Source organism: Paenibacillus glycanilyticus NBRC 16618, from assembly GCF_004000805.1.
Lineage (GTDB): Bacteria > Bacillota > Bacilli > Paenibacillales > Paenibacillaceae > Pristimantibacillus > Pristimantibacillus glycanilyticus.
On record NZ_BILY01000004.1, the window covers coordinates 80,898 to 104,333 of the forward strand.

The following is a 23,436-nucleotide window of genomic DNA, read 5'->3' on the forward strand; positions in this document are numbered from 1 at the left end:
CCCGAATCCATTAACGATATACGGATAATGATGGACGATATGATGATTCAGTCAAGCAGGCAATCAAAACGATAAAAATCCAACCGCTATGCCAATGGCCTCTCCCCCGTAAGGCGGTATAATAAGGTCACGGAAGATGTACGATGAACGGATTTGTTGACCAAAAACAATACCGGCAATATCGGTCATTTGTCCTCCGGCGAATAACCGTAATCCCGGTATTCCTGCGGAGTGACGCCAACCAGCTTTTTGAACAGGTAAGTAAAATACGCGGTTGTCTGAATGCCTACCTGTTCGGCAACCTCATAAACTTTAATATTGGGGTCCTGGAGCAGCTTCCTTGCCCGCTCAATTCGGGTATCCTGAACGAACTCCGATATCGTGCGGCCCATTTCCCGCTTGAACAGCACGCTGAGATAGCTGGCGTTCAGGTTGAAATGCTCCGCCAATTGCTTCACCGTCCAATGCTCGTGAAGCCGCTCCTCGATGAACAGGGATACTCGCCTGATCAGGTTATGCTGCTGATTCAGCTGCGCCTTCTGCTCGGTATCCATGTACCGCTGCACGTAACCGGCCAGCAGCTCCGCCAGCTGCAGGGCGCTCCCGCAATCGAGCATTTGCCGCCACAGCAGAATGTTGGCTTCGCTCTCCGGCTCGTTCTTCCACTTCAAATGGCGGATCAGCTCTCCCAGGAAGCTCATGGCGAAGGCTTGCGCATAGGAGAAGGAAGCATTGCCGGTCGAGAGCAGCGCATCCTTGATCTTGTTCATGTATGCCGAGACCTGTTCCGCATCGCCGGAGTCCAGCCGCTTAAGCAAGCCCGGAATAAATTCGTCATGCATCCGGTAGGCAGCAAAATCGCCCGGCTCTAATTCGCTCCCGCGTACGATCTGCCCGTCGGCGATCAGCCTCGCCTTGGTCATGCTGAACCGAATTTCCCGGTAGAGAAGCGGCGCGTCCTCCCATTCGGTGCCTTCACGGCTGCAGCCGATCGTCACGCTTGCCCCGTACTGCTCGCTCATGATGGATTGAATAAACTGATATTGCTTCTCTCCCTTCGCGCGCGCTGCCGGCGACGGATTGACGTGGAGCGCGACAAATTCGTCAAACGAAGTCTGCGCAAGCCAGATGGAATCGTCTTGGGCGAAGGCGATTTCCACCGTTTTCTTAAAGCTGCTGCCAAGCAGCATCCGCTGCTTCGCCTCTTGCCCGGAGGAAGGATTACGGTCCAGGCTTAGCACGATAATCTGGTACCCGTGATCCAGTTCAGGCAGCGTCAACAGGCCGTCCCACGAAGCAAGGAGCTCATCGACGGGAAGAGATTCGGCAATCAGGTCGTCTACGAATCTTTCTTTGACAAGCTTAACGCTGCCCGACACTTTTTTCTCCAGCTCCCGGGTCTGCTCTACGACTTCCTTCCGCATCTCGATGGCGCTCCGGAAGCTCTGCAGCCGCGAAGTCACCTCTTCAATCTTGAGCGGCTTCAGCACATAAGCCTGGGCGCCGACATGGATGGCATCCTGGACGAATTCGAATTCGTTATAGCCGCTAATCATCAGAATCTGAATATGGGGATGAAGCCGCTTCGCCTCCGCCGCAAGCTCGATTCCCGTCATGCCGGGCATGGAAACATCCGAGATCAGCACGTCAAATTCGGAGCCTTGAAGCAGCTCTACGGCTTCCTCTCCCGATTCCGCCGTCGACGGGGCCGCGTAGCCAAGCTCCTCCCATTCGATAAACCGGACGAGTCCCTGCACATGCGATATTTCGTCATCCACAATAAGTACGTTCAGCATCTCTATCGCCCCTTCTTAATGACTGGCTGCACCCGGCAGGCCGGAAAATCAATCGTAACCAGCGTCCATGCTCCCATAGCGCTTTCTATCGTATAACGGGCATCGCCGCCAAAATACAGCGCCAGCCGCTCCTTAATATTCGTAGAGCCAAAACCGTTTCCTTTTCCTTCGTACACGCCATCAGCCAGCTGCCTGATCGTATCCCCGGAAATGCCTTGCCCGTTGTCGAATACCGACATAACGACCCGGTCATCCCTTCTATGAATGGAGATACGGATGAAAGCGTCCGGCTTGCGGACAATAGCGCCATGCTGGTAGCAGTTCTCCACAATCGGCTGCAGCACCGTCTTGATCGTATACAGGTCAAGCGCCGATTCGTCGATGTCCCACTCAAGCCGGACTTTGCCCGGATAGCGGAATTCGCAGATTTCCAGGTATGCCTTCACATGCTCTACCTCTTCCCTGATTCGGATAACGCTAATCTGATTGTTCAGCGTCAGCCGGTAGAAGGTCGTCAGCGCGTCGATAATCTGAATTTGCTCCTGATCCCTCGCATCCATGGCGCGCCAGCGGAGCAGTCCCAGCGAATTATAAATAAAATGCGGATTGATTTGGGCCTGTAATGCCCTGAATGCCTGCTCCTTCTCCTGCAAGCCGGCTTGCGTGATGTCTTCGACGAGTTTGCCTAGACGTTCGGACATCAGGTTAAACCTATTTTCCAGGTCGCCTAGTTCGTCCTGCTCGCTGTAGCGGATGGCCGCTTCGAATTCTCCCCGGGACAGATCGCCCATTCGGTTGCCAAGCTTCCGGATCCGCCGAACGATGTTCTGCACGACGGTCATCATCAAAGATACGGACAGCAGCAGAAAGAAGATCGTAATCCCGGCAATAAGAAGCAGGATCATGCGGTCCTGCGTGCTCAACTGCTTCATCGCGGTGGACGAGACAACGCTCCAACCGGAAGAGAGCGGCTTAACGATGAGCAGCTCTTTGCTGTGCGTGAGATCCAGCCAATGAGCTTTATCGTTGATGTTGTCCTCCTGGAGTTGCTCTTGCCACTCGCTTAGCGCAAGCCTTTTCCCGATCTGCTCCCGGTCGGTTGCCGCCAAGATGCTCCGGTTGTTATCCACGATGAACAAGCTTCCCTTATCGTTAAACGGACGGTCGACCCGCTCCCCGAATACGGCGTCATAGTCCAGCAATATATAAACGAGACCCAGCGGAGTCCCCGTCCTGTCTACAATCTTGTGCGTGATGACGACACGATCAGGGCTCCCCGGCACGCTGCTCCATTTAAGAGGCTCCGCGGCCGCCATGGTATCCCGATACCACGCGCTTTCCTTCTGGCCCGCAATGCTTCTCGATTCCGGGCGCCATAACAGCTGGCCGTCCTGCACAAGCGTATCGTTCGTATGATAAATGCGGAAATCCAAAATGCCGGGCAAATACTTGCCCGTAAGCAGGAAGGTGCGATCTACGTAATTGACGGTATCCACCACTTCCGTCATATCGTCGTAATGCCTGGAGAGACGGGAGATCAATTCCCCGTCGGTTGCCGTTCGGACGGCTAATAGATCATAGTTTCGTTTGCTGAAATCCGCAATCTGCGCCGTCTGAAGAACCGTCTCATCCACGGCGGACAAATAGCTGTTATGGAAGCCCCGGGCGACCAGATACGCGGAACCGCTTCCCAATAACAGCGTGGGTAGCAGCAGGATGAGCACGTATAGGGACAAAATCTTGCCGCGGAGACTCATGCCGCGGGTAAATCGGATAATCCATCGAGAGAGAGGAACACGCAAGAGCTCCCGCTCCTTTCCTGAAAATGCCCGGCCGCAGCCGACGGAAGGGAAGCCGGCATCCCGGCTTCCCTTCTCTCACGGCTTGATCTGCGCCGTATCTATGTTTTTTATGCTCCCGGGAATTGCTTGGACAGCAGCTGATGCCATTCATCCTTCAGCTCGCTCCAGTGCGCGCGCTTCTCAAGCGCCGACTGGAATTCGGTCCATGCCGCTTCGAAGGCCTTGTCGTCCTTGGCCATCATAAGCTTGGCCTTGTATTCTTTTCTTACGTTTTCCAGCTCGGGCGAATATTTCTCCCACAGGCTGCCCGGTTCGGATTTGACCAGGTCATAAGGCTGAGCGACACGAATGGCCCCCATTTTGCTGATTGCGTTGGTAAAGTCGATTGTCTTCTGGCGTCCCGCTACGCTGTCGGTTGCCTCGTAGTTCCACCATGGATACCACTCGTTGCTGTACGAGGACGTTGCATAAAGCTCAGGTGTTGTGCTAGCTTTCTTCGCCGCATCGCCGGAATCGTGAAGAGCCGTGTAATTCTCGTCGATATAATGCCATTTGCCGAGAGGCTTATCCACCCAATCCCAGAAGGTTCCCGCAGGTCCTTCATTGACCACTTGCTGCATTTCCGGCTTAGGCGTAAGCGTATAATCGAAGAATTTGAGTATGGCATCGAGATTTTTCGTATTTTTGCTGATATACACGTCATCGCCCGGATTCGGATTAATGATGGTGTTGATGCCGACTTTGTCTACGCCGGCTACTTTAGGATACGGAATAGTCTGTAAATACCAAGCTGGTGCCGTTGGTCCATTGAGAGTTTCCCAGAGCGAGGCGTCCATGTTGAAGAATCCGCCAGCGTTCATCGCAATGCGTCCGGACTGATTTTTTTCCTTGTAGCGCTCTTTTTTGTCCGTGATCGCTTCTTTGTCGATTAGACCTTCATTGTACATTTTGTTCATCCATTTGTAAGCTTCCTTGTATTGCGGATTGTCATAGATGAACTCGTAGTCGTCGCCCTTCTTCTCCACCGGTACGACGCCGCCTCCGCTGGTCGATACGCCGAACGTGTTCAGAATGACGTTCTCGTCATTGGCATCCGACAGAAAGCCAAGCGGGATAAGCTTGTTGCCGGAGGCGTCCGTCTGCTGGCTTGCCGCCTTCAAGTATTGCTCAACGCCTTCAATCGTAGCCAAATCTTCTTTCTTCATGCCCGCTTTCTCCAGGACGTCCTCGCGCACGAACCACCCAAGAGATGCCCAGCCCGGCCATGGATCTTGCGGATTCTGGTCAAACCACGTCGGAATGGACCAGATATGTCCGTCCTTGTCCTTCATCGCATCCAGATATTGCTTCGGAATCGAAGCGAGTCCCGGATATTTGTCCGGCATGTCGAAGTATTGCTCAAGCGGCTGGATCGTGCCGGAGCGAACCATGGACGTATTGATAACGTCGCTCCGCCCGAAGATGGCCGCATCGTCGAAGCCGCCCGTATTCAGCTTTAAGTTAAGCGCGGTGGATGCATCGCCTTGCGTGGACTCGATCTGTACATCGACAAATGGTTCGTTCTCTCTCCAATATTTTTGAACCATGCTGTCGTTGTTGACGGTGGTCGTCCATCCGAGCCACAGATCAAACTTCCCGCCTTGCTTGCCTCCCTCGGCCGTCTGCCCGGTCTGTTCCGGATCCTTCGATGGCGAGTTCGTCGAATTGCCGCCTCCGCCCGAGCAGGCGGTTAATGCCAGCATAAGCGCGGCCAGCGCGCCGGCCGTGGTCGATTTCGCGTAAAATGCGCGACTTTTCATGTTTTTTCCCCTCTCTGTCTAGCTATTTTGGTATATGTGGTTAATCCTAATACCCTGCGATAACCTTCAACAAGATCGGAATGTCTTATCCTTTGACCGAACCGATTAGTACGCCTTTGACAAAAAACCGCTGAAGGAACGGATACACGCACAGAATCGGAATGGCGCTTACCATAACGGTTGCCATCTTGACGGACATCAGCGTCATTTGGGCCAAGTTCTGGCTGCCCCGCGCGAGCGCCTCCACGCTATTGTTGGAGCCCATCACCACCGAGATATCCTGGGCGGAGAGCAGCTGCTGCAGGAACGTTTGGACCGGAATCAGATTCTGGTCCGAGACGAAGAAGGCGCCGGCGAACCAGTCGTTCCAGTGCATAACGCCCGTGAAGAGACCAAGCGCGGCGAGCATCGGCTTGGATAACGGAATAATAATTGAGAACAGGACTCTTGGCGGCTTGGCGCCATCCATCTCGGCCGATTCGATCAAGGCTTCCGGAATGCCCTGGATAAACTTTAGCATGACGAACATGTTCCAGGCCGAAAAGGCGCTTGGCAGAATGTATACCCAGAACGTGTTGATCAGCGACAGATTAAACAGCTGGATATAGAAAGGAATGAGTCCGCCGCTGAACAGCATCGTGATCAGCACGATCGTCAGCAGCGCCTTTCTCGCCGGCATCTGCCTGTAGGACAAGGCGAACGCGGCAAGCAGAGTCACCAGAAGACCGCTTACTGTGCCAATGATCGTTCGCAGAATCGTAATCAGGTAAGAGTGCTGAATGACCTTGTTGCCAAGCACGATATGGAAGTTGGACCACGTGAATTGCCTCGGCCATAAATATACGCCTCCCTTGGCGGCGTCGCTGCCCGTATTCAGGGAAATCGCCAGCATGTAAACGAAGGGATAGAGGACCGTCAGGCAGAGCAGCAGCAGGAGCAGGGTAATAACCGCCTGTCCGAACTTTTCGCCGGTTGAACGTTTCATCGGTTACCAGAGCCCCTCTCCGTTGATTCTTCGGGATATCTGGTTCGTGCTGAGAACCAGCAGCAGACTGATAACCGAGGACAACAAGCCTACTGCCGTCGCGCTGCCGAAATAGCCTTGCTGCAGACCGCTTCGGAGAATATAAGTATCCAGAACATCCGCAACCGGTTGGTTGGCTGGGTTCATCAGCGGATAAATCTGATCCATGCCGACCGCAATCAAACTTGGCATGCTGAGGATCAGGACGATGGAAATCGTCGGCAGAATACCCGGGAACGTGATGTGCCGGATTTGCGCCAGACGGCCCGCTCCTTCCACCTTGGCTGCTTCGTAGAGCTGCGGATCGATGGACGTGATCGCGGCCAGATACAGAATCGTATTCCAGCCAACCTCCTTCCACAATCCGCTGGCTACGATCATCGGGCGGAACCACTCGGTCGAGCCCAGGAAAAATACCGGATCACCGCCGAGAGACACGATCAGCTGATTCACGAGACCGTTGTCCAGAGTAAGCAGCGATTGCAGAATGTAAGCGACTACAATCCAGGAGAAAAAGTGGGGCAGATAGCTGACCGATTGGACGAATCGTTTGAAGCCCCCGTGGCTTACTTCGTTGATCATCAAAGCCAGAATGATTGGAGCGGGAAAACCGAATACGAATTTGAGCAACGCGATGTACACGGTGTTCTTCACCACCAGCCAGAATTGGCTGTCCTGAAGGAATGCGAAATTTTCGAAGCCGGTCCATGGGCTGTTCCAAATCGTATAGCCGATATGGAAGTCCTTGAACGCGACCTGTATACCGGCCATCGGCACGTAGCTGAACAGCAGAAGCAGCACGACGGCCGGCATGATCATGAGATATTGCCATTTGTATTTAAGTATGGCAGACATCGTATCACCTCTTTCTAGCTTAATTGTACGGCAGCGCCGGACTTTCGAACTACGCAACAACGATTGGTTTTCTATCGCTATGTTTGTCAATTTCAATTGACTGCCCCGAAGAGAAAAGACACACGCAAGCGGCTATTGCCAGGCGTGTGTCCTCCCTTCCCTTCCATGATGAGCTTTATTCAAAAGTATCGTATAAGCTTGTAACAACTAGCTGCTCGCGGAACGCAGCCAGGCTAAGCGGCTCGGACAAGCCGTCCTTCGGTACCGTCACAACGGCCGGGCGATCGGCCGAAAGAGCAAATACGTTGTTGCTCCAGCGGGCGTCGGCATGGCTCAGCTCCAGCAATACGAACGGCGCAAACGCCCGGCTGTCCAGCGTAACGACAAAACGGTCGTCTTCCTCCACAACCGCAGCGCGGATTTCCGGATTCAGCAGCTCAAAATGCTTCGGCTTCACGAACAGAGCCGTACCCTCGCTGATCGTCTCTTTGCCCCTGACAAATTCGTATGCTAGATAGCTTTGGCCTAACAGCTGCTTGGTCGTCAGCGTCTCCGAGAAATCGAGCGAGACGATCTCTTCCGAAGCGAGAGCGTCCAGCGTTACTTCGGCTTCGCCGAATTGGATCGTCTCCGACTTGCGGTCCAGCAGTCTCCAACGGAGCTGCCCTTTGACCGTCTGCAGCGTTTCGTTGGTCACGTGAAGCGATACCGTCGTCCCTTCCTCCAGAGCGGATGCAAGCACCGGCGCAAAGAAACGCTTGGCGGCATGATGCGTCGCCTTCCATCTGCCGAAGTAATCCAGACTGGACCAGGACGCGCCCGGCCAGATGTCGTTAAGCTGCCAGTAGACCGCACCCATGCATCTGCCGCGGTTGCGTCTCCAATGCTCCACGCCAACCCGCATGCCTTCGGCCTGAATGAGCTGGGAAACGTATAGCAGCTTCTCGAAGTTTCTCGGATATTTGAAATATTCGCTGATGTAATACATGATCTTTTCGTTGCCGGTGCCGTTCTTCTGATGAGCCTCCATCACCCGCGAGAAAATATTGCGGTCTTCGGGAAGCGTAAACGTCTCCACCGTCTTGATGGAAGGGAACGACTGCAAGCCGAACTCGGACATAAAGCGCGGATGCAGCGTCCGGTATTCCGTTATCGGCTTCCGTCCGTGCCAGACATCCCAATAATGCATGTCGCCGATATCTTCGTTATTCGGATCGTCAATACCGCCCTTGGAGGATGGCGAGGATACCAAATAAGAGGTGTTTGGATCAAGCGACTGCGACAGCACCGGCAGGAACTCTTCGAACTGCTTCAGGTAATCGTCGCGCTGCTTCTCGCCGTAACGCTCCGTCCAGCCCCAATACGCCCATGCATATTCCAGCTCGTTGTTTCCGCTCCAGAGGCCCAGCGAGGCATGGTGACGAAGCCGCTTCATATTGTCGATCGTCTCGAGGCGGATATTTTCCTTAAACTCGTCATTGAAATCGTAAGCGCCGCAAGCATATAAGTGATCCTGCCACACGATCAAACCGTGCCGGTCGCATAGGTCATAGAAATAATCGTCCGCGTAGTACCCGCCGCCCCAGACGCGGATGCAGTTGTAGTTAGCCTCGACGCAGCTTTGGATCAGCTGCTCCGTCCGTTCGTTGCTGCGCCGCCCAAAGATGTTGTCCTCGGGAATAAAATTGGCCCCCATCGCGAAGATCTGATGACCGTTAATTTCAAACGCAAACGATTCGCCCCATTGATCCGGTTGACGGGCGACATGCAGCGTCCGGAGTCCGATGCTCAGCGAGCGTTCATCCAGTATCCGGTCTCCGCTCCGAAGTTCGACCCGCAGCCCGTATAAAGGCTGGCTTCCGAGATTGTTCGGCCACCATAGCTCGGGATTCTGAACAGCGATCACGAGGTTCGAGATGTCGCCAGCTTCGTACACCGACGCCTCCAGCGTCCTTCCATCCGGTGTCTCGATCGTGGCGTAAAGAGCAAGCGATTCGTCAGAGGACCAGCGCTGCAATTCCGCGGCGATATTCACCTTAACGTTATTGTCGCCATGCTGCTGCGTAATGTAGACATCATCGATTCGGCCAATATTGAAGCCGCATAGCGTTATATCCCGCCAAATGCCCATATCCGGCAGCTGCGGACCCCAATCCCAGCCAAACATGCTATGCGCTTTGCGCAAATGCGAGATGCCCGGTACGGCGTCGGCGCAGCTCGTCAGAAAAAGCTCCTTATCCTTCGCAAGCACGAAGTTCGTGGCGGAGCGGATAATGACGTGAATGTCATTGCTGCCTGCGGTGAGCAGCCCCTTCACATCGGCTTCGTAGGTCCGGTGCATATTGTCCGTATTTAATACGGCTTGTCCGTTTACGTAAACCTCGCAGAGCGTATCCAGCCCTTCGCAGCGGAGCAGCACGCAGTCCATCCGCAGCAACTCCCCGTCGACGAGGAAGCTCCGCCGGTATTCGTAATCGAACTTCGTCAGCTCCAAAATATCGTATTCGTTATCTCGATAATACGGATCTTCCATCTTGCCTGCAGTCATTAAATCATGGAATACGGAGCCGGGAACAATCGCGTTGTTCCACTCCGCTTCATCCGTTCTTTTCATCGTCCAATTGCCGTTTAGCGTTACTAAGCGCATGCTTATCAACCTGCTTTCAAATGTATGAATTGTGCTGGAATGATGCCATTCCTTCGACATTAGGTTAGGAAGGATGCATGATTCGGCCCTATCGTAGCATTCGAAGCCATTTAACGTCTTGTTATGCAAATGCTTTTTTTGTGCTATATTAACATCACTATTTAAATCCAACGACGACAAGGAGGACGGCCTCCATGACCGTTAACATGCTGTACGCCGCGGCGCTGATCGATCCGCTTGTGCAATCCAACTTTCACATCGTGCACTCGGTCAGACACGCTTATCCGCTGCACGGACACGACTTCTACGAAATCTTTATCGTCATTTCCGGCCAATGCACGCATTTGATCAACGGTGACGTCCAATTGCTGAAGGAGGGGGACATGGTATTCATTCGTCCCGACGATACGCACGGATACGATTTGCTGGAGGGAAAAGACTGTCAGTTCTTGAACGTCAACTTCTATAAAGAGGTTGTGGAGGGCGCTTTCGATTACATCGGACACGCGGCGTTTGCCCAGGCGCTCCGGAGTCCGCAGCTTCCGCCCGTCATCCAGCTGCCCGGAACGGACATGGAGGCTCTCATGAGAAAAAGCGAGCAGATTCAGCTGTTTAACTCGACCGATAAGCAAAAGGCAAGAACGATGGCCCGCAGCTTCTTAAGCGATGCCTTAACCCATTTCTTCCTTCACTTCCGCAATGATAGCACGCGGGCGCTGCCGCAATGGTTCGATCAGCTGCTCGCGCAGCTGCAGCGAAAAGAAAATTTCAGCGCCGGACTGCCCAGGTTGCGGGAATTAACGGACCGGAGCGACGGCCATCTTAACCGCGTATTCAAGCAATATCTCCGCATGACGCCAACGGCTTATTTGAACCACCTCCGGCTAGGCCATGCCAAAAACCTGCTGCTCACCACGCAGCTGCCCATCGTCGATATCGCTTACGACGCCGGGTTCGATAATCTAAGCCATTTCTACCATCTCTTTAAAGACGCCTACGGGATTGCACCGGGCAAAATCCGCAATTGGCAATAGCGGCAGGCTATACAAATAAAAGGGGCTGTCTCAACCTAAGATTGAGACAGCCTCTTTGCTTAGACCAGTAGGTTAAATTGCAAACTGCGCATTCGATGTTCTTCCGATCGCCATTGCTCGGCGATTCCCCTAAACGGGGAATAAGGAAGGAATCCCCTCACAAAAGCGAACGTTCCACTTCTCCAGAATCATCGAATGCTCCGTTTGGCATTAACCTTCCCTTACATTCGTACGACTTGGGGGAAGAGGTCCTCTTGGTTCTGCTATTGGGATAACTGAACTATTCTTGTGAAAAAAAAGCGGTGCAGGATTTAGTCCTGCACCGCTTTGGGTCATTAAGTTATATTAACCGCGCGCGAAACCGCGATCGTATTGTCTTGGAACTTCGATCTCTTTGTGGAGAACGGTCGCTGCTTCGAGGGCCCAGTAAGGATTGCGAAGCATGCCTCGGCCGACGGCTACAAGGTCCGCGTCTTCGTTGCCGATCACGGAGTTGGCGAGCGCTGGATCGTCTAGTCTGCCGACTGCGATAACCGGGATATCCAGTGCTTCTCTGATCGCTCTCGCGAGAGGCACCTGGTAACCCGCATGCGTACCCGGTCTGCCGGCAGCCGCGATCTGACCTTCGCCGCCCGCGCTGATATGGAAGAGGTCGACGCCAGCTTCTTTGAATTCTTTCGCGAAAGCAATGCTTTCGTTAATGCCATAGCCGCCTTCTACATATTCGCGTGCGGAAATCCGCATAATTAACGGCATATGGTCCGGCATTTCGCTTTTTGCGGCTTTAATCACTTCTTTGCCGAATAGCGTCCGGTCTTGACCGTATTTATCGTTTCTTTTGTTCGTCAGCGGAGACACAAACTGGTGAATCAGGTAGCCGTGGGCACCGTGAATCTCAATCGTATCTACGCCAGCCTGTACGGCACGGCGCACGGCAAGTCTAAATTTCTCCACCATTTGCTCTACTTCTTCGGTAGTCAAAGCCCGGGGCGTTTTGGAATTTTCGTCAAAAGGAATTGCCGACGGGGCTACCGGCAGCTCCGCGTCCTCGGCTTTACGGCCGGCATGGGCAATCTGAATGCCTATCTTGGCCCCATGCTGATGGACGGCATCAACGATGCGGGCTAGCGCCGGAATATGATCATCCGACCACAATCCCAGATCATAATCGGTAATCCGGCCGTCCGGCTCGACGTCCGTCATTTCGATAATAATCAATCCCGCACCGCCAACCGCGCGGCTGACGTAATGCGCGTAATGCCAATCGTTTGCGATGCCGTCTTTGGCCGTTACCGAGTATTGGCACATCGGCGGCATAACGACGCGGTTTTTCAAGGACAAGCTTTTCATTTCGTACGGAGTAAATAAGTGCTTCAAAATACGATCTCTCCTCTATTCTATAGTTCCACGGATCCAATTCGGCTACATCATAATGTACCCCGTTTCGGACAACTCATGAACAGGCATTTGTAAAGAAATGTTACAGAGCCCATTATACCCTTGTTCCGACAATAAAACTAATTATATAAATTGCATTAAATCATAAAAATATTTATAATTTGGTTTTACTTATGAACAATAGAGGATGAGGAATAAGATGGTCGATTTTGAATGGTACCGAAGCTTTATTGCTATCTACAAGCATCACTCCGTCTCCGAGGCCGCCAAGACCAGAATGATGACGCAGCCCGCCATGAGCCAGCATTTAGCCGCACTTGAGGCCGAGGTTGGCGAAGCTTTATTTACGCGAGTATCGAGAAGACTTGTCGTAACCGAACGGGGGAAGGAGCTCTACTCCCGGGTTGCGCCGTTAGTCGAGTCCCTGGAGGAAACAACGGCCGGGCTGAAATCCACGTCCCTGCCGAACAATAAAGTGTTCCGCATTGGCTTGTCCCTGGAGTATTTCCAGGAGCTGTTTCTTCCCAAGGTTACGAATTCCGGCATGTGCAGCGTCTCTTACTTCGGGACCGCCGACCAATTGCTCGAGCTGTTAAAAGAAGATCAAGTGGAGCTCATTATTACTCCCAAGAAATTTATCGTGCCCGGCATTGAGTATGAACTGCTAATGGAAGAGACGTTTACGATCATAACGCCGGCTTCGCTCGAGATCCCCGATCTTCACCATCCCAAAGAAATCGAGGAATGGTTGTCCGCGCAGCGATGGATTTCCTACGGGCTGGAGCTCCCGATTATCAGACGTTTATGGAGAGAGCATTTCAAGAGACGTCCTCTAATTAAGCCCAAGCACGTAATCCCTAATCTGCATGCGGTCGTTAGAGCCGTAGAGATGGGAGCCGGAATCAGCGTGATCCCGACGTATCTGCTCGAGAATTCGAAGGCCGGTATCCGTACCTGCTTCGACAATCTGACTGTCACCAATGACCTGTTGATTGGTTATAAAAGCAAGCATAAGCATCTTCCCGAGCTGCAGGAGATTATTTCGATTATCCGGAAATAATAAAAAATGCCGCTTAAATGGCAGCTTTTTGCTTATGCTAGCTAGCTAGATTGTCGAGAACCCCAGGATCATTTGTAATCTTCCTGTAATATTTCGCTCAGGTTCCTTTCATCATCGGCTCCTATAATAAGGGACATGACCCCCCTTTATATATTCTCTATTGTTGCCTGCGGCTGATTGCCGCAGGCTTTTTGTTGCTTCTTGCGCCTTATTCCTCTCAGTCTGCGACCTTAGCGCTTACCTTGATATCGTCAAAGTAAAGAGTAGTCAGCCCTTCAAAGCCTGAATCGGAGCCAATTAGAATAAAGATCTGGCCTTTGGCGTTCGCCGTCACCTTGGCGTTGTAGTCAAACTCAACACGCTTATACCCTTCCTTGTCCACATCCGGTTTAGCCGCATTGCCGATGACCTTGACATCCTTGCCGCCGGTTCCTTGGCTGCCGATGTCTACGTTCATTCTGTAATATTCTTCACCCGAAGAGGAGGTAGGCACGGACAACGGCTCGCTCGGCAGGATACCGGCCTTTATGAAGATAGATTCCGCAGGCGAGCCTCCGATACCAATCGATCCTCCTCCCGCTTCGGTGTACATCGCAAATTTCAAATTAACGTTGTAAGAGGTATTTGGTTTGAAGCCTTCAATACCTTTGGAAAGATACATAAACAAATCATCGCTTCGATTATGCCCGGAAAGCTTCAAGCCGTAATTAGAAGTATTGTTCGGGACCGGAATCAAGCTGCGCGCAAAGTCGAGCTCGTAAATCTCTTTGTTATAGTTGGTCGGCATATCGGCAAAGCCGCCCTTCCATCCTTCCGTATCCTTCGCAAATGAATAATTGGAGTCCAGACTGGCAGGAGTATTCGCCTGACTGGTGAGAGTAACCGTATTGGCTGCAGACACCCATTGCAGGCGGGCCCCCATAAGAGCCGCCAACGACCGGGCCGGAACAAATACCGTTCCCTTGGCCTGGCGAACCTGCTCGGGCAGCTTGATTTTCTCTCCCTTCGCATTTACCGCATAGGAAGAGTTCAAGGTGAATTTAATCGTTCCGAAGGCTTTCCCCGACAAGGTAATCATTCGATCCTTGTTATTCCAGCTTATCGATGCGCCGAGTGATTCGGCAGCGGCTCTAACGGGAACCATCGTGCTTCCGTTACGAACATAAGGCGCTGCGAGCAAGCTATGCTTGCCCGTGTTATCGCTATAAAGAACATCGTTAATTTTGAAAGTAACCGCAGAAGCCGCGGCAGTTGCAGATTGGCTTTCTGCTCCGTGTACTATTGAAGCGCTGCCTGCTGAAATCGCGGTTGCGACAAGAAGACTGGACAGCATGAGATTTTTTTTACGCATATTTATATTCTTCCTTTCTGCTCAGATGTACTTTCTAGACGCATCTATGAATTTAAAGGTTACAGCCTTTACAATTTGCAATTATTGGCGAAAGAGAATTAAAAGAAAGCACCCGGCTTTGCAAGCAAAGCTGGGCGCTTTCTCAGTCTGTACATATTTTTTTAGGGGAAAAATAATATTACACTATACTATAATGACCAATAAAGTTTGGAGAAAGGGCAATCCTTACATGAACCATGCCTTATATATAAGCCCTACCATGGAACAATGAGAATTTGGGAATCCGTTCTGCTTATTATGCTGACCATTAGCACGATGACAATGAATCGAAATCAGTCTTACTTACGCTTCTTTTGTATGCTTTTGCCCGTTCCCATGATTGTTCATTTATTAACCGAAGGATATCGCTGGCAAATGGTTCCTTCGTATTTATTCGCTTTCTATTCGTTTGTGACCGCTGTTCCGGGATTATTCAAGCGAAAGCGCATGTCCCCCATCCGTATGGGATTGATACCCTCACTCGGATTGCTGCTGATGTGCTGGGCATTGCCTTATTTGATACCCGTTCCTTCGCTAGAGGTTCCGTCGGGAAATAACCCGGTCGGTACAGTCATGTATCACTGGATTGACACAAGCAGGCCCGAGCAGACTATGGAGAAGACGAATAAATACCGTGAGATGAACGTTCAAATCTGGTATCCGGCACAAGTCAAAGGAAGAATACAGCAGGCTCCGTATATTCCCGAACTAACCGGCTTGAGCCATTACATAAACCAGCGCTTGCATATTCCTTCCTTCTTGCTGAGCTACATGCGCCTTGCGAGGACGTATACCTACATGGATGCCGATATGGCGAATAATCAAAGCCTGTATCCAGTCGTTATCTTTTCCCATGGTTGGCCAGGCGCACGGTACGCCTATCATTATCTAGTCACGGATTTAGCTAGCAAAGGTTATGTGGTAGCCGTAGTCGAGCACACCTACGGTACGCTTGCGACTGTTTATCCCGACGGTCGGATTATGTCCCAAAAAGCTCCTTCGGAATTTCAACTTCCGGCTTGGGACCGTATCATCGATAATGTTTGGGCGGAAGACGACAGCTTTGTGCTGGATCAGTTGGAAAAGCTGAACGAGGGAATTATGGATAAACGGTTCAACCATCGTCTAAATCTGGAGGAAACCGCAATTGCCGGCCATTCTTTTGGCGGGGATGATGCCCTTGCCGTGCTTCGCAAGGACAAAAGGTTCAAGGTGGGAATTAGTCTGGACGGCTCCTTTTACGGAAGTACACAGACCCCGCTTTCCGCGAATCAATCTTTTCTATGGATGTGCACCGATAATTATTTGAATGGGCTAGGTCTGCCGGAACCAAGCGACAAGCAGTTGTCGGAAGAAGGGATACAACGAGCCGTTTATAATGACTGGATAGACAACTTCTATCGCAGAAAAGACCAAGCGATATCCGAAGGCGGTCAAATTTTGCAGCTTAAAGGGATAAAGCATTCAAGCTTCTCGGATTTTTACATGTACTCCCCTTTTCTGAAGTGGAAAGCCAAAGCACCGAATCCGAAGCAAAGCCATCGACTGATTCTGAAATACGTCGAGTTATATCTGGAACAGTATCTAAAGGGACATCCATCGGGAGGAAGGTTCGAAAACCTGTCGCATCAAGACAACCGTGTCTTACTAAATCCTTCGGTCAACCACAGATCATCATAATAAAAGTACCCAGCCTTGCTATATAGCAATGGCTTCCGCTTCAAATTAATGGAATTAAATTCTAAAGAAAAGAGCCCTTTTGCTGTAAAGGGCTCTTTTCTATGCTGATAGGAATAAAACGATTATTAATTAAGCAGTTATGAGCATCAAGCCATAGCCGCTATTGAACAAAACCTTTTATGCCCCAACGTAATACTGAGCCTGCGCATTCCACAGCTCCGCGTATTTCCCGTCCCGTTCAGCGAGGAGCTTGTCATGGGAACCGCGTTGAATAAGCCGGCCCTCGTGAAACACGGCGATATCATGACAGAATCGGCAGGACGAGAGCCGGTGCGAGACGAAGATCGCCGTTTTACCGCCGATTAATTCATTAAACCGGGAATAAATCTCGAACTCCGCGATCGGGTCCAGTGCCGCCGTAGGTTCGTCTAATATCACGAAAGGCGCGTTCTTGTACAGCGCCCTTGCAAGTGCCACCTTCTGCGCTTCCCCTCCTGAAATCTCCACGCCGTCGTCAGAGAAATCCTTATGAAGGTAAGTATGAAGCCCTTCCGGCATGTTCCTTACCTTTTCGCTCAGCCCCGCCATAATAAGCGACTCCTCCGCCAATGCCGCGTCATAACTCTCGGATGCGGCAACGTTATGGCCAAGGGAGAACGAATACAGTTTAAAATCTTGAAACACAACGCTGAATACGCCCATATATGCCGAATAGTCGTACTCTCTGATGTCGATGCCGTTTAACGTGACAACGCCCTCCGTAGGCTCGTAAAGCCGGCATAGCAGCTTAATCATCGCTGCCATTCAACCCCACGACGGCAAGCCGCTCGCCGATATTGAATTTCATGCTAAGGTTCTTAATGGCGTAATGGTCGGAACCAGGATATTTGAACGAGACGTCACGAAACTCAAATTCTAGTTCTTCTTGCGGGATTAGTCTGCTGCTAGCGCTATTTTGCATGTTGTCCGGCAGGTCAAGATACTCGAACACAAGGCTCAGATAAGGGTTGTTTGTTATAAAATTGCCCACAACGGAGACCAGCTTGGCGAGCGCGCCTACAACGCCGGTCACTGCGCCGATGTACTGCACCACGCTGCCTAAAGGATACATGCCATATAGCGCCCTCAGGCCGATAAAGAGATACACGCAGCCGCCTAGTACGGCATTCATAGCCGCTGCCAAGGCGTTGTTTTTTCCGACCAGGTTAAAAATGCGGTACCAGTACTCCGCTCCAACCGATTTATTGTAATGATCCTCTATCGCCGGCGCCTGTTTATAGAGTCGAATGTCCTTGGCGGCATTCTTTGCCTGCATGTATTCGTTGAAGAAATCCACATAGGTATTTGCCTTCGGGTTATCCTCGAACACCTTCTTCTGAATTCTCTCCTCCCTCTTTTTGATTAAATAAGTGAAGGGAATCATGGACAGGATGAGGAGAATCAGCAAAACGGTAGCATACGGTGAGGTTATAAACGTCTGCTCGTAGGAAGAAGCGGACGTGAACATCCCGATAACCAGTATGATAGATAAAATCAGTTCAAAAAGAGGCTGCAATAGTTCCGGCAGACTGTAATGCAGACGCAGAAGGCCAAGCCCGTTTCCGTTCGACTTCGCTTCAATATCCGCTAACCTCTCATTATTCATCGTATCTTCCACTTGATCGTAGTTCAGCTGCATGTACCGGTTACCCAGGAAGAAGTAGAAACGCGCCCACAACGTGCTGTTTAAGGTCGTGATCCGTCGGTTAACCGCGGCATTGATAGCCGAACCGGCAAAAGCAAGTCCTACTGCGAGTACGGCATACAGCGTAATGCGCCCGGTGTCGCGCTCGCCGGCCAGCTCGTTGATGATCTGGGCGGATAGGAAGAGCACCATTAAGGGCTGAACCGCTTTAATAAAGGAGGAGGCGACGGTAAGCGGAATGTAGGTTGGCGTTAAGCGATTTACGATGCCGTATCCTCGGACCAGGTTACGCCAGATGGAACGCTCCTTCATGATCGGTCACCTCCCCATCCTTATAATAATGAGACTGCACATTAAACATCTCGGCATATTTCCCGCCATATCTCATGAGCTCATCGTGCGTGCCGCACTCGGCGATGCCGCCGCCGTCGATTAATAGAATCCTGTCACAGAAGCGCGTGCTTGCCAGCCTATGAGAGATGTAAATCGATGTTCGCCCTGCAGTCAGTTCGGCGTATCGCTGGTAAATCTCGCTTTCGGCGATCGGGTCAAGCGCAGCGGTAGGTTCATCCAAGATGATAACCGGCGCGTCTTTGTACAGCGCGCGCGCAAGCGCAAGCTTCTGCTTCTCGCCGCCCGAGAGTTCGATAGCGTCAGCATGCACCCGGCGTACTAGAAGCGTGGATTCCCCTTTCTCAAGCCCTCTAACCTTATCCATAAGCCCGGACATGACGAGACATTTCTCTACCTTCCCGTAGTCCGTCTCTTCCGGTGACTGCTGCGAGATATTGCCGGCAATATCACAGCAGAAGAGATGAATATCCTGAAATACCGTTGAAAAAAGCGAAAAATATTCGTCTCTGTTATAACGCGTGATGTCGACGCCGCCGAGCGTAATCTCCCCGCATGTCGGCTGGTAAAGTCCGCATAATAACTTAATAAGCGTCGTCTTGCCCGCTCCGTTCGCCCCGACAATGGCGATGCGCTCCCCCGGCTTGATCTCGAAATCGATGCTTGAAAGGGTTGGTTCTTTAGCATCCGGATAGGTGTATCCGACGTTTTTTAATGTAATCGTAGGAGGAAGAAGATCGCCGGAAGGCAGCGCATGGCCGGGGCCGGTATTCGAAAGATCGGAACATCCAGATAATCTCGTATGTCCGACAGCTCGCTTAAGGCACGAATCAGCTCGCTTGCGCTGGTCAATATACCCGACAACCAGCCCGCAAATGCCCCGATGGCGGCGAATACGAGGACGAAGCTGCCCAATGTCATTTCGCCGTTCAACAGCAAATAAATTAGAAACGCGTATGAAGCACCGTCACGAATGAGACTAAGCGCCGCATCCGATAACTGAGCCTTCATATCGCCAGCCGCTACCTTTTGCTCCTTATCGGTGGAGGAACCGAGTACGTTTTGAAAAATACCGCGGATTAAGCTGCCAAGATCATAGAGACGTACGTCTTTACCGCCGGACGGCTCTTTCGATACCTTCTGAAGATACCAGAGCTTTCCTTGAAGCTTTGACCGTTCTTCTCGCGTGTCCCTCTCAACCTTACGTGCACGGGAGAGCGCAAGCCAATTGATTCCGGCAGAAATGGCCAGCAAGAGAATAATAAGGGGATGTACCGAGACGATAACTGTTCCATATACAAGAAAACCCAATACGTTCATTAGAAGCTGCGATAGGTTTCTCGGTATGTTGGAGGCGGGAGAGTGATTGCTCTGCATGGCCCGCCACGCCTTCTCGCCCCGTTTGGCGTATCCGGGGCTTTCCAGCACCTCGTAGTCCATATTTAGATGCTTATGCATGACGGTTTGGAGGTGCTTCAATATGCTGATGGTACCTACGGATTCATGGGTGATGAGATCGGCATAGCTTTTAGCACTGTTAAGCGCGGCCAGGAGAAGCGCCATGAGGCCTACCGACAGTATAAACTCGCTTGGCGTGACTCCCGCAGTGATGTTATCGATGACAATTTTAGGCATGTAGATGCTTACAAAAGGCACGCCGACGCCAACAAGCGCCGAGACGGCACAGCAAATGAGCGTTAGCGGCCTCGCCCGCCAATGCAGCTGCATGGAGTACATGATGTTTGACCACGCAGAGTACGCAGCTTTTTTCTCTGTTGACACTCTAAAACCTCCTAAAAAGAATTGTTTGAAGAGCACTGTCGAAATCAGCATTGCATACACATGGATATCAACCTATCAAGCAATAGAAGGACATCAAATACCGCCAGCCAAAATCTTTTTTATGCTTATTAATTGAACGCATACGCATAACACTTTAATCGCTAACTCGAGTTCCTTAATTGAAGGGAAAGTTGGCGCTATTCGAATATTCCGATCTCTCGGATCTTTTCCATAAGGATATGTAGCACCTGCGTTCGTTAATGTGACCCCGATTTGGGCTGCCATATTTACAACTTCTTTTGCACAACCGTCCAACGTGTTAAGACTAATGAAATAGCCGCCATTGGGCTTATTCCATTCGGCAATATTTTTCCCGCCTAAATCCACCTCAAGCTGATGTAAAACCAAATCAAATTTAGGTTTAATAATAGCAGCCTGCTTCTTCATATGAACATTCAAATTATCCAGACTTCGCAGGAAACGAACGTGCCGAAGTTGGTTTATCTTATCCGGACCAATGGTTTGAATTCCAAGCTGTTTCTTTATAAAATTCACATTTTCTTCGCTGGATGCTATCATCGCAACGCCTGAACCAGGAAACGTAATTTTGGAAGTAGAGCTAAACATATAAACGCGGTTCGGATATCCTGCAGTATTGCAAGCAGCGAGGATATTTTTCAACTGATCGGGCTTATCGGTTAAATGGTGAACGGTATATGCATCATCCCAAAATATGCGAAAATCCCTTGCTTTTGTCTTCATGCAGGCGAGCCTATCAACTATCTTATCGGAGTAAGTGATTCCATCAGGATTACTATACTTGGGAACGCACCAAATACCTTTTATGGAATCGTCTTCACTTACAAGCCTTTCAATGGTATCCATATCCGGGCCATCTTGATTCATGTCTATGGTTATCATCTCAATATTTAAGAGTTCGCAGATTGCGAAATGCCTGTCGTAACCGGGACTCGGGCAAAGAAATTTAACTTTCGGGAGTTTCCCCCATGGCATTTCGCCTTCGCTGACTCCGAATAGCATCGCTCTGGATAGAGCATCGTACATCATATTCAGGCTGGAATTCCCACCGATAATGATTTCTTTGGTACTCACCCCAAGCATTTGAGCAAATAATTCCTTCGCTTCGTCTATTCCATCAACTCCCCCATAATTGCGGCAGTCTATACCATCCATAGCTTTTATTTGATCATCAGATTTCAATATATCAAGCATTTCCATAGAAAGCTCAAGCTGTTCAGGACAAGGCTTCCCTCTGGACATATCCAATTTCAGATTCCGATTCTTGTACTCGTTGTATTCTCCCTGTAACTCTTGATAGAGATCCTTAAGTTCATCTGTACCTAATTTCAAAAAATCGGTTCCAAGATTCATTTCCCCACTCTCCCACACATGCGTTTTGAAAATTATACCATATTTATCAAAGATAACTGCCCTATGGTTCAATAAAAAGGAGCAGTTGCTGCGTTTAGCAAACTGCTCCTGAATTTGAACTAAATAGTAAAATCAATCGGCATCCCACATGGCATTAATGGAGTCATTAGTACCTCCTTTTTATAATTACATGCTATTCAGCTATCGTCTCCAGATAGCTTAATACCACAATGATTATATATGCACAGTAGCTTTATCGGTATCAATATAAAAAAATCTGCAAGTTGTCTTCACTAGGATTTCCAAGTCTCTCCACCATCTGTTGTTTTAAATTCAACTGACTCTGTATTCGAGATGCCCACAAATTCAATCTTTAATGTTCCTTGCTTTGTATCTTTTTCATTGAAAATGGGTGGGTACGCATTACCGTATTGATATCCCTTAGGGATATCAATACTCTGAACACTCCAGCTTTTCCCTCCATCTTTTGTGCGATAAAGTGGCACCAATTCCGTTCCATGCTGGGATGCTGCAACCCAGCCATTCTTGTCATCACTAAAAGTTACGCCTGTTACATAACCATCTATAACTTGAGAGATGTCATTAACGAGGGCCCAAGACTTTCCGTTGTCTTTAGATTTATAGAGGGTCTTCCCCATTTGCCCAGCTGACGGTTCAGAAGTGAGCAGAAGCCAGCTAACATTTGAATTAGGAACAATTGAGGCAAAGATACTTTCTTTTACGACGTATTTTTCCCAGTCCTTACTAATCGGCACGTTTGATGTACCACCGTTTGTTTTTACAGTAAGGGAAGAAACACTGTTCCTATAAAGCACCAGTTGCTTATCTTGCGAATTTGATGAGAAGGAAGCCAGTAATCCATCCTCTTTGTGTTCGCTAGCTGTAGTTGGTTGGGTAGACATAACTGTTGATTGAGTAAAGGTCGGTTGAGATAGGGTCAAGGATGGATTTGAAGATTCACCTTTTTCTTCACTCGTACAACCAGATAACAAAATAAAGAAAACAATCAGCGCAATGGATAATTTTTTCACCAAAAGCACCTCCTTCTTATATGACTCAGGAATCACCGGATTAGTTGCTCCTAATTGATTTGCAGACGATATTAAACTGCTTTTACTTCAATAACAAACCAGCAGCAGATCTCTGATCTGCTGCTGGTTTGTTGTTCTCAACTTAGTGTAACACAATACCCATTAACTCTCGTTATTGGTACTGTTATACGCTGCGGTCAAGCAGATTCACTACTTCCTCTCGCGTGAGTGACATTTGTTTCATCATTAACTCAATCAGTTCTTCCGTAAAAACCATCTTTACATTCCCCCCGAAACGAGCTATATGCTCAGAATAGGCTTGCAGCGCCTCCTCCCTGACAATCGGGTGAATAAATGAAATATAGCCAGTCTCTAACTCAAGATAATCCCGGCTAACTTCTCTTATACATGCTTCTATGACTGCTTCATTAATACCTTTACTCGGATACCATACTTCCAATGAACGAGGATACAAGCCACGCTCGTTGCGTGGCAACTTCTCATAAGGCAATTCATAAAGATCATCGTCTTCTGGACGGTCATAATAGTAGTGATAGCGGACCTCATCTCCAACAAGGAAAGCTTCTATTTTCTGAACGAAGTCCGCCTCATCAGGATCATCCTTCAACTCCTCGACCGCGTTTCGAAAGTAATTTTTCGTGCAAACACAGAGTGAAATCAACTTATTCC

General features: G+C 50.2%; 18 protein-coding genes. 3 read left to right on the forward strand and 15 right to left on the reverse strand.

The window, feature by feature from the left end:
• Positions 1 to 185 precede the first annotated feature (185 nt).
• The 6 genes from PGL01S_RS04050 to PGL01S_RS04075 form a co-directional block, all read right to left on the reverse strand.
• Positions 186 to 1,796: a response regulator gene (locus tag PGL01S_RS04050; RefSeq protein ID WP_127491669.1), complete on the reverse strand. Its 1,611-nt coding sequence runs from the start codon at positions 1,794 to 1,796 to the stop codon at positions 186 to 188.
• 2 nt (positions 1,797 to 1,798) lie between these two features.
• The gene (locus PGL01S_RS04055) at positions 1,799 to 3,598 is read right to left on the reverse strand and encodes a cache domain-containing sensor histidine kinase (protein WP_127491671.1); all 1,800 of its coding nucleotides are present in this window, start codon (positions 3,596 to 3,598) and stop codon (positions 1,799 to 1,801) included.
• A 107-nt stretch (positions 3,599 to 3,705) separates the two neighbouring features.
• Entirely contained in the window at positions 3,706 to 5,397 is a 1,692-nt protein-coding gene (locus PGL01S_RS04060) for a type 2 periplasmic-binding domain-containing protein (protein WP_127491674.1), read from the reverse strand.
• An 85-nt stretch (positions 5,398 to 5,482) separates the two neighbouring features.
• Positions 5,483 to 6,382, reverse strand: coding sequence for a carbohydrate ABC transporter permease (locus tag PGL01S_RS04065; RefSeq protein WP_127491676.1), 900 nt, complete (start codon positions 6,380 to 6,382; stop codon positions 5,483 to 5,485).
• A 3-nt stretch (positions 6,383 to 6,385) separates the two neighbouring features.
• Positions 6,386 to 7,276, reverse strand: a complete 891-nt coding sequence (locus PGL01S_RS04070) for an ABC transporter permease (protein ID WP_127491678.1) — start codon at positions 7,274 to 7,276, stop codon at positions 6,386 to 6,388.
• A gap of 175 nt (positions 7,277 to 7,451) precedes the next feature.
• Positions 7,452 to 9,923, reverse strand: coding sequence for a beta-mannosidase (locus PGL01S_RS04075; RefSeq protein ID WP_127491680.1), 2,472 nt, complete (start codon positions 9,921 to 9,923; stop codon positions 7,452 to 7,454).
• Positions 9,924 to 10,117: 194 nt separating this feature from the next.
• Here PGL01S_RS04075 and PGL01S_RS04080 point away from each other — a divergent pair, with 194 nt between their 5' ends.
• Positions 10,118 to 10,957 (forward strand): AraC family transcriptional regulator, encoded by an 840-nt coding sequence (locus PGL01S_RS04080; RefSeq protein ID WP_127491682.1) that lies wholly within the window; start codon positions 10,118 to 10,120, stop codon positions 10,955 to 10,957.
• Between the two features lie 345 nt (positions 10,958 to 11,302).
• Here the strand turns inward: PGL01S_RS04080 and PGL01S_RS04085 are convergent, their stop codons facing one another.
• Positions 11,303 to 12,334, reverse strand: a complete 1,032-nt coding sequence (locus PGL01S_RS04085; RefSeq protein WP_127491684.1) for an NADH:flavin oxidoreductase/NADH oxidase — start codon at positions 12,332 to 12,334, stop codon at positions 11,303 to 11,305.
• Between the two features lie 220 nt (positions 12,335 to 12,554).
• Here PGL01S_RS04085 and PGL01S_RS04090 point away from each other — a divergent pair, with 220 nt between their 5' ends.
• Positions 12,555 to 13,415 carry a LysR family transcriptional regulator gene (locus PGL01S_RS04090; RefSeq protein WP_127491687.1) on the forward strand — a complete coding sequence of 287 codons (861 nt, stop codon included), beginning with the start codon at positions 12,555 to 12,557 and terminating at the stop codon, positions 13,413 to 13,415.
• Positions 13,416 to 13,632: 217 nt separating this feature from the next.
• Here the strand turns inward: PGL01S_RS04090 and PGL01S_RS04095 are convergent, their stop codons facing one another.
• A complete protein-coding gene (locus PGL01S_RS04095; protein ID WP_127491689.1) occupies positions 13,633 to 14,766 on the reverse strand; it encodes a copper amine oxidase N-terminal domain-containing protein in 1,134 nt (377 codons plus the stop codon).
• 414 nt (positions 14,767 to 15,180) lie between these two features.
• Between PGL01S_RS04095 and PGL01S_RS04100 the strand changes: the two genes are divergently transcribed.
• On the forward strand, positions 15,181 to 16,485 hold the full coding sequence (locus tag PGL01S_RS04100; protein WP_164775373.1) for an alpha/beta hydrolase family protein: 1,305 nt from the start codon (positions 15,181 to 15,183) through the stop codon (positions 16,483 to 16,485).
• Positions 16,486 to 16,662: 177 nt separating this feature from the next.
• On the opposite strand, the gene PGL01S_RS04105 is transcribed toward PGL01S_RS04100, so the two are convergent.
• The 7 genes from PGL01S_RS04105 to PGL01S_RS04130 all read right to left on the reverse strand — a co-directional run bounded on the left by PGL01S_RS04105 (position 16,663) and on the right by PGL01S_RS04130 (position 23,374).
• Positions 16,663 to 17,289, reverse strand: a complete 627-nt coding sequence (locus PGL01S_RS04105) for an ATP-binding cassette domain-containing protein (protein WP_127491693.1) — start codon at positions 17,287 to 17,289, stop codon at positions 16,663 to 16,665.
• Complete coding sequence (locus tag PGL01S_RS04110; RefSeq protein WP_127491695.1) at positions 17,273 to 18,481, reverse strand: ABC transporter ATP-binding protein; 1,209 nt, start codon at positions 18,479 to 18,481, stop codon at positions 17,273 to 17,275. The genes PGL01S_RS04105 and PGL01S_RS04110 overlap by 17 nt, the downstream gene beginning before the upstream one ends.
• A complete protein-coding gene (locus tag PGL01S_RS04115; RefSeq protein ID WP_307719629.1) occupies positions 18,456 to 19,271 on the reverse strand; it encodes an ABC transporter ATP-binding protein in 816 nt (271 codons plus the stop codon). The genes PGL01S_RS04110 and PGL01S_RS04115 overlap by 26 nt, the downstream gene beginning before the upstream one ends.
• On the reverse strand, positions 19,232 to 20,302 hold the full coding sequence (locus PGL01S_RS31205) for an ABC transporter ATP-binding protein (protein ID WP_244935503.1): 1,071 nt from the start codon (positions 20,300 to 20,302) through the stop codon (positions 19,232 to 19,234). The genes PGL01S_RS04115 and PGL01S_RS31205 overlap by 40 nt, the downstream gene beginning before the upstream one ends.
• A 93-nt stretch (positions 20,303 to 20,395) precedes the next feature.
• Positions 20,396 to 21,694, reverse strand: coding sequence for an aspartate aminotransferase type Ic (locus tag PGL01S_RS04120; protein ID WP_127491699.1), 1,299 nt, complete (start codon positions 21,692 to 21,694; stop codon positions 20,396 to 20,398).
• A 293-nt stretch (positions 21,695 to 21,987) separates the two neighbouring features.
• A complete protein-coding gene (locus tag PGL01S_RS04125) occupies positions 21,988 to 22,746 on the reverse strand; it encodes a WD40/YVTN/BNR-like repeat-containing protein (protein WP_127491701.1) in 759 nt (252 codons plus the stop codon).
• Positions 22,747 to 22,930: 184 nt separating this feature from the next.
• Entirely contained in the window at positions 22,931 to 23,374 is a 444-nt protein-coding gene (locus PGL01S_RS04130; RefSeq protein ID WP_127491703.1) for a hypothetical protein, read from the reverse strand.
• Between the last annotated feature and the right edge of the window lie 62 nt (positions 23,375 to 23,436).

Excerpts from the sequence above, each read along its gene's own strand:
- PGL01S_RS04110 (WP_127491695.1), bottom strand. The coding sequence starts at position 18,481 with ATGAAGGAGCGTTCCATCTGGCGTAACCTGGTCCGAGGATACGGCATC.
- PGL01S_RS04080 (WP_127491682.1), top strand. The coding sequence starts at position 10,118 with ATGACCGTTAACATGCTGTACGCCGCGGCGCTGATCGATCCGCTTGTG.
- PGL01S_RS04050 (WP_127491669.1), bottom strand. The coding sequence starts at position 1,796 with ATGCTGAACGTACTTATTGTGGATGACGAAATATCGCATGTGCAGGGA.
- PGL01S_RS04065 (WP_127491676.1), bottom strand. The coding sequence starts at position 6,382 with ATGAAACGTTCAACCGGCGAAAAGTTCGGACAGGCGGTTATTACCCTG.
- PGL01S_RS04060 (WP_127491674.1), bottom strand. The coding sequence starts at position 5,397 with ATGAAAAGTCGCGCATTTTACGCGAAATCGACCACGGCCGGCGCGCTG.
- PGL01S_RS04090 (WP_127491687.1), top strand. The coding sequence starts at position 12,555 with ATGGTCGATTTTGAATGGTACCGAAGCTTTATTGCTATCTACAAGCAT.
- PGL01S_RS04105 (WP_127491693.1), bottom strand. The coding sequence starts at position 17,289 with ATGGCAGCGATGATTAAGCTGCTATGCCGGCTTTACGAGCCTACGGAG.
- PGL01S_RS04100 (WP_164775373.1), top strand. The coding sequence starts at position 15,181 with ATGGTTCCTTCGTATTTATTCGCTTTCTATTCGTTTGTGACCGCTGTT.
- PGL01S_RS04120 (WP_127491699.1), bottom strand. The coding sequence starts at position 21,694 with ATGAATCTTGGAACCGATTTTTTGAAATTAGGTACAGATGAACTTAAG.
- PGL01S_RS04095 (WP_127491689.1), bottom strand. The coding sequence starts at position 14,766 with ATGCGTAAAAAAAATCTCATGCTGTCCAGTCTTCTTGTCGCAACCGCG.
- PGL01S_RS04070 (WP_127491678.1), bottom strand. The coding sequence starts at position 7,276 with ATGTCTGCCATACTTAAATACAAATGGCAATATCTCATGATCATGCCG.
- PGL01S_RS04075 (WP_127491680.1), bottom strand. The coding sequence starts at position 9,923 with ATGCGCTTAGTAACGCTAAACGGCAATTGGACGATGAAAAGAACGGAT.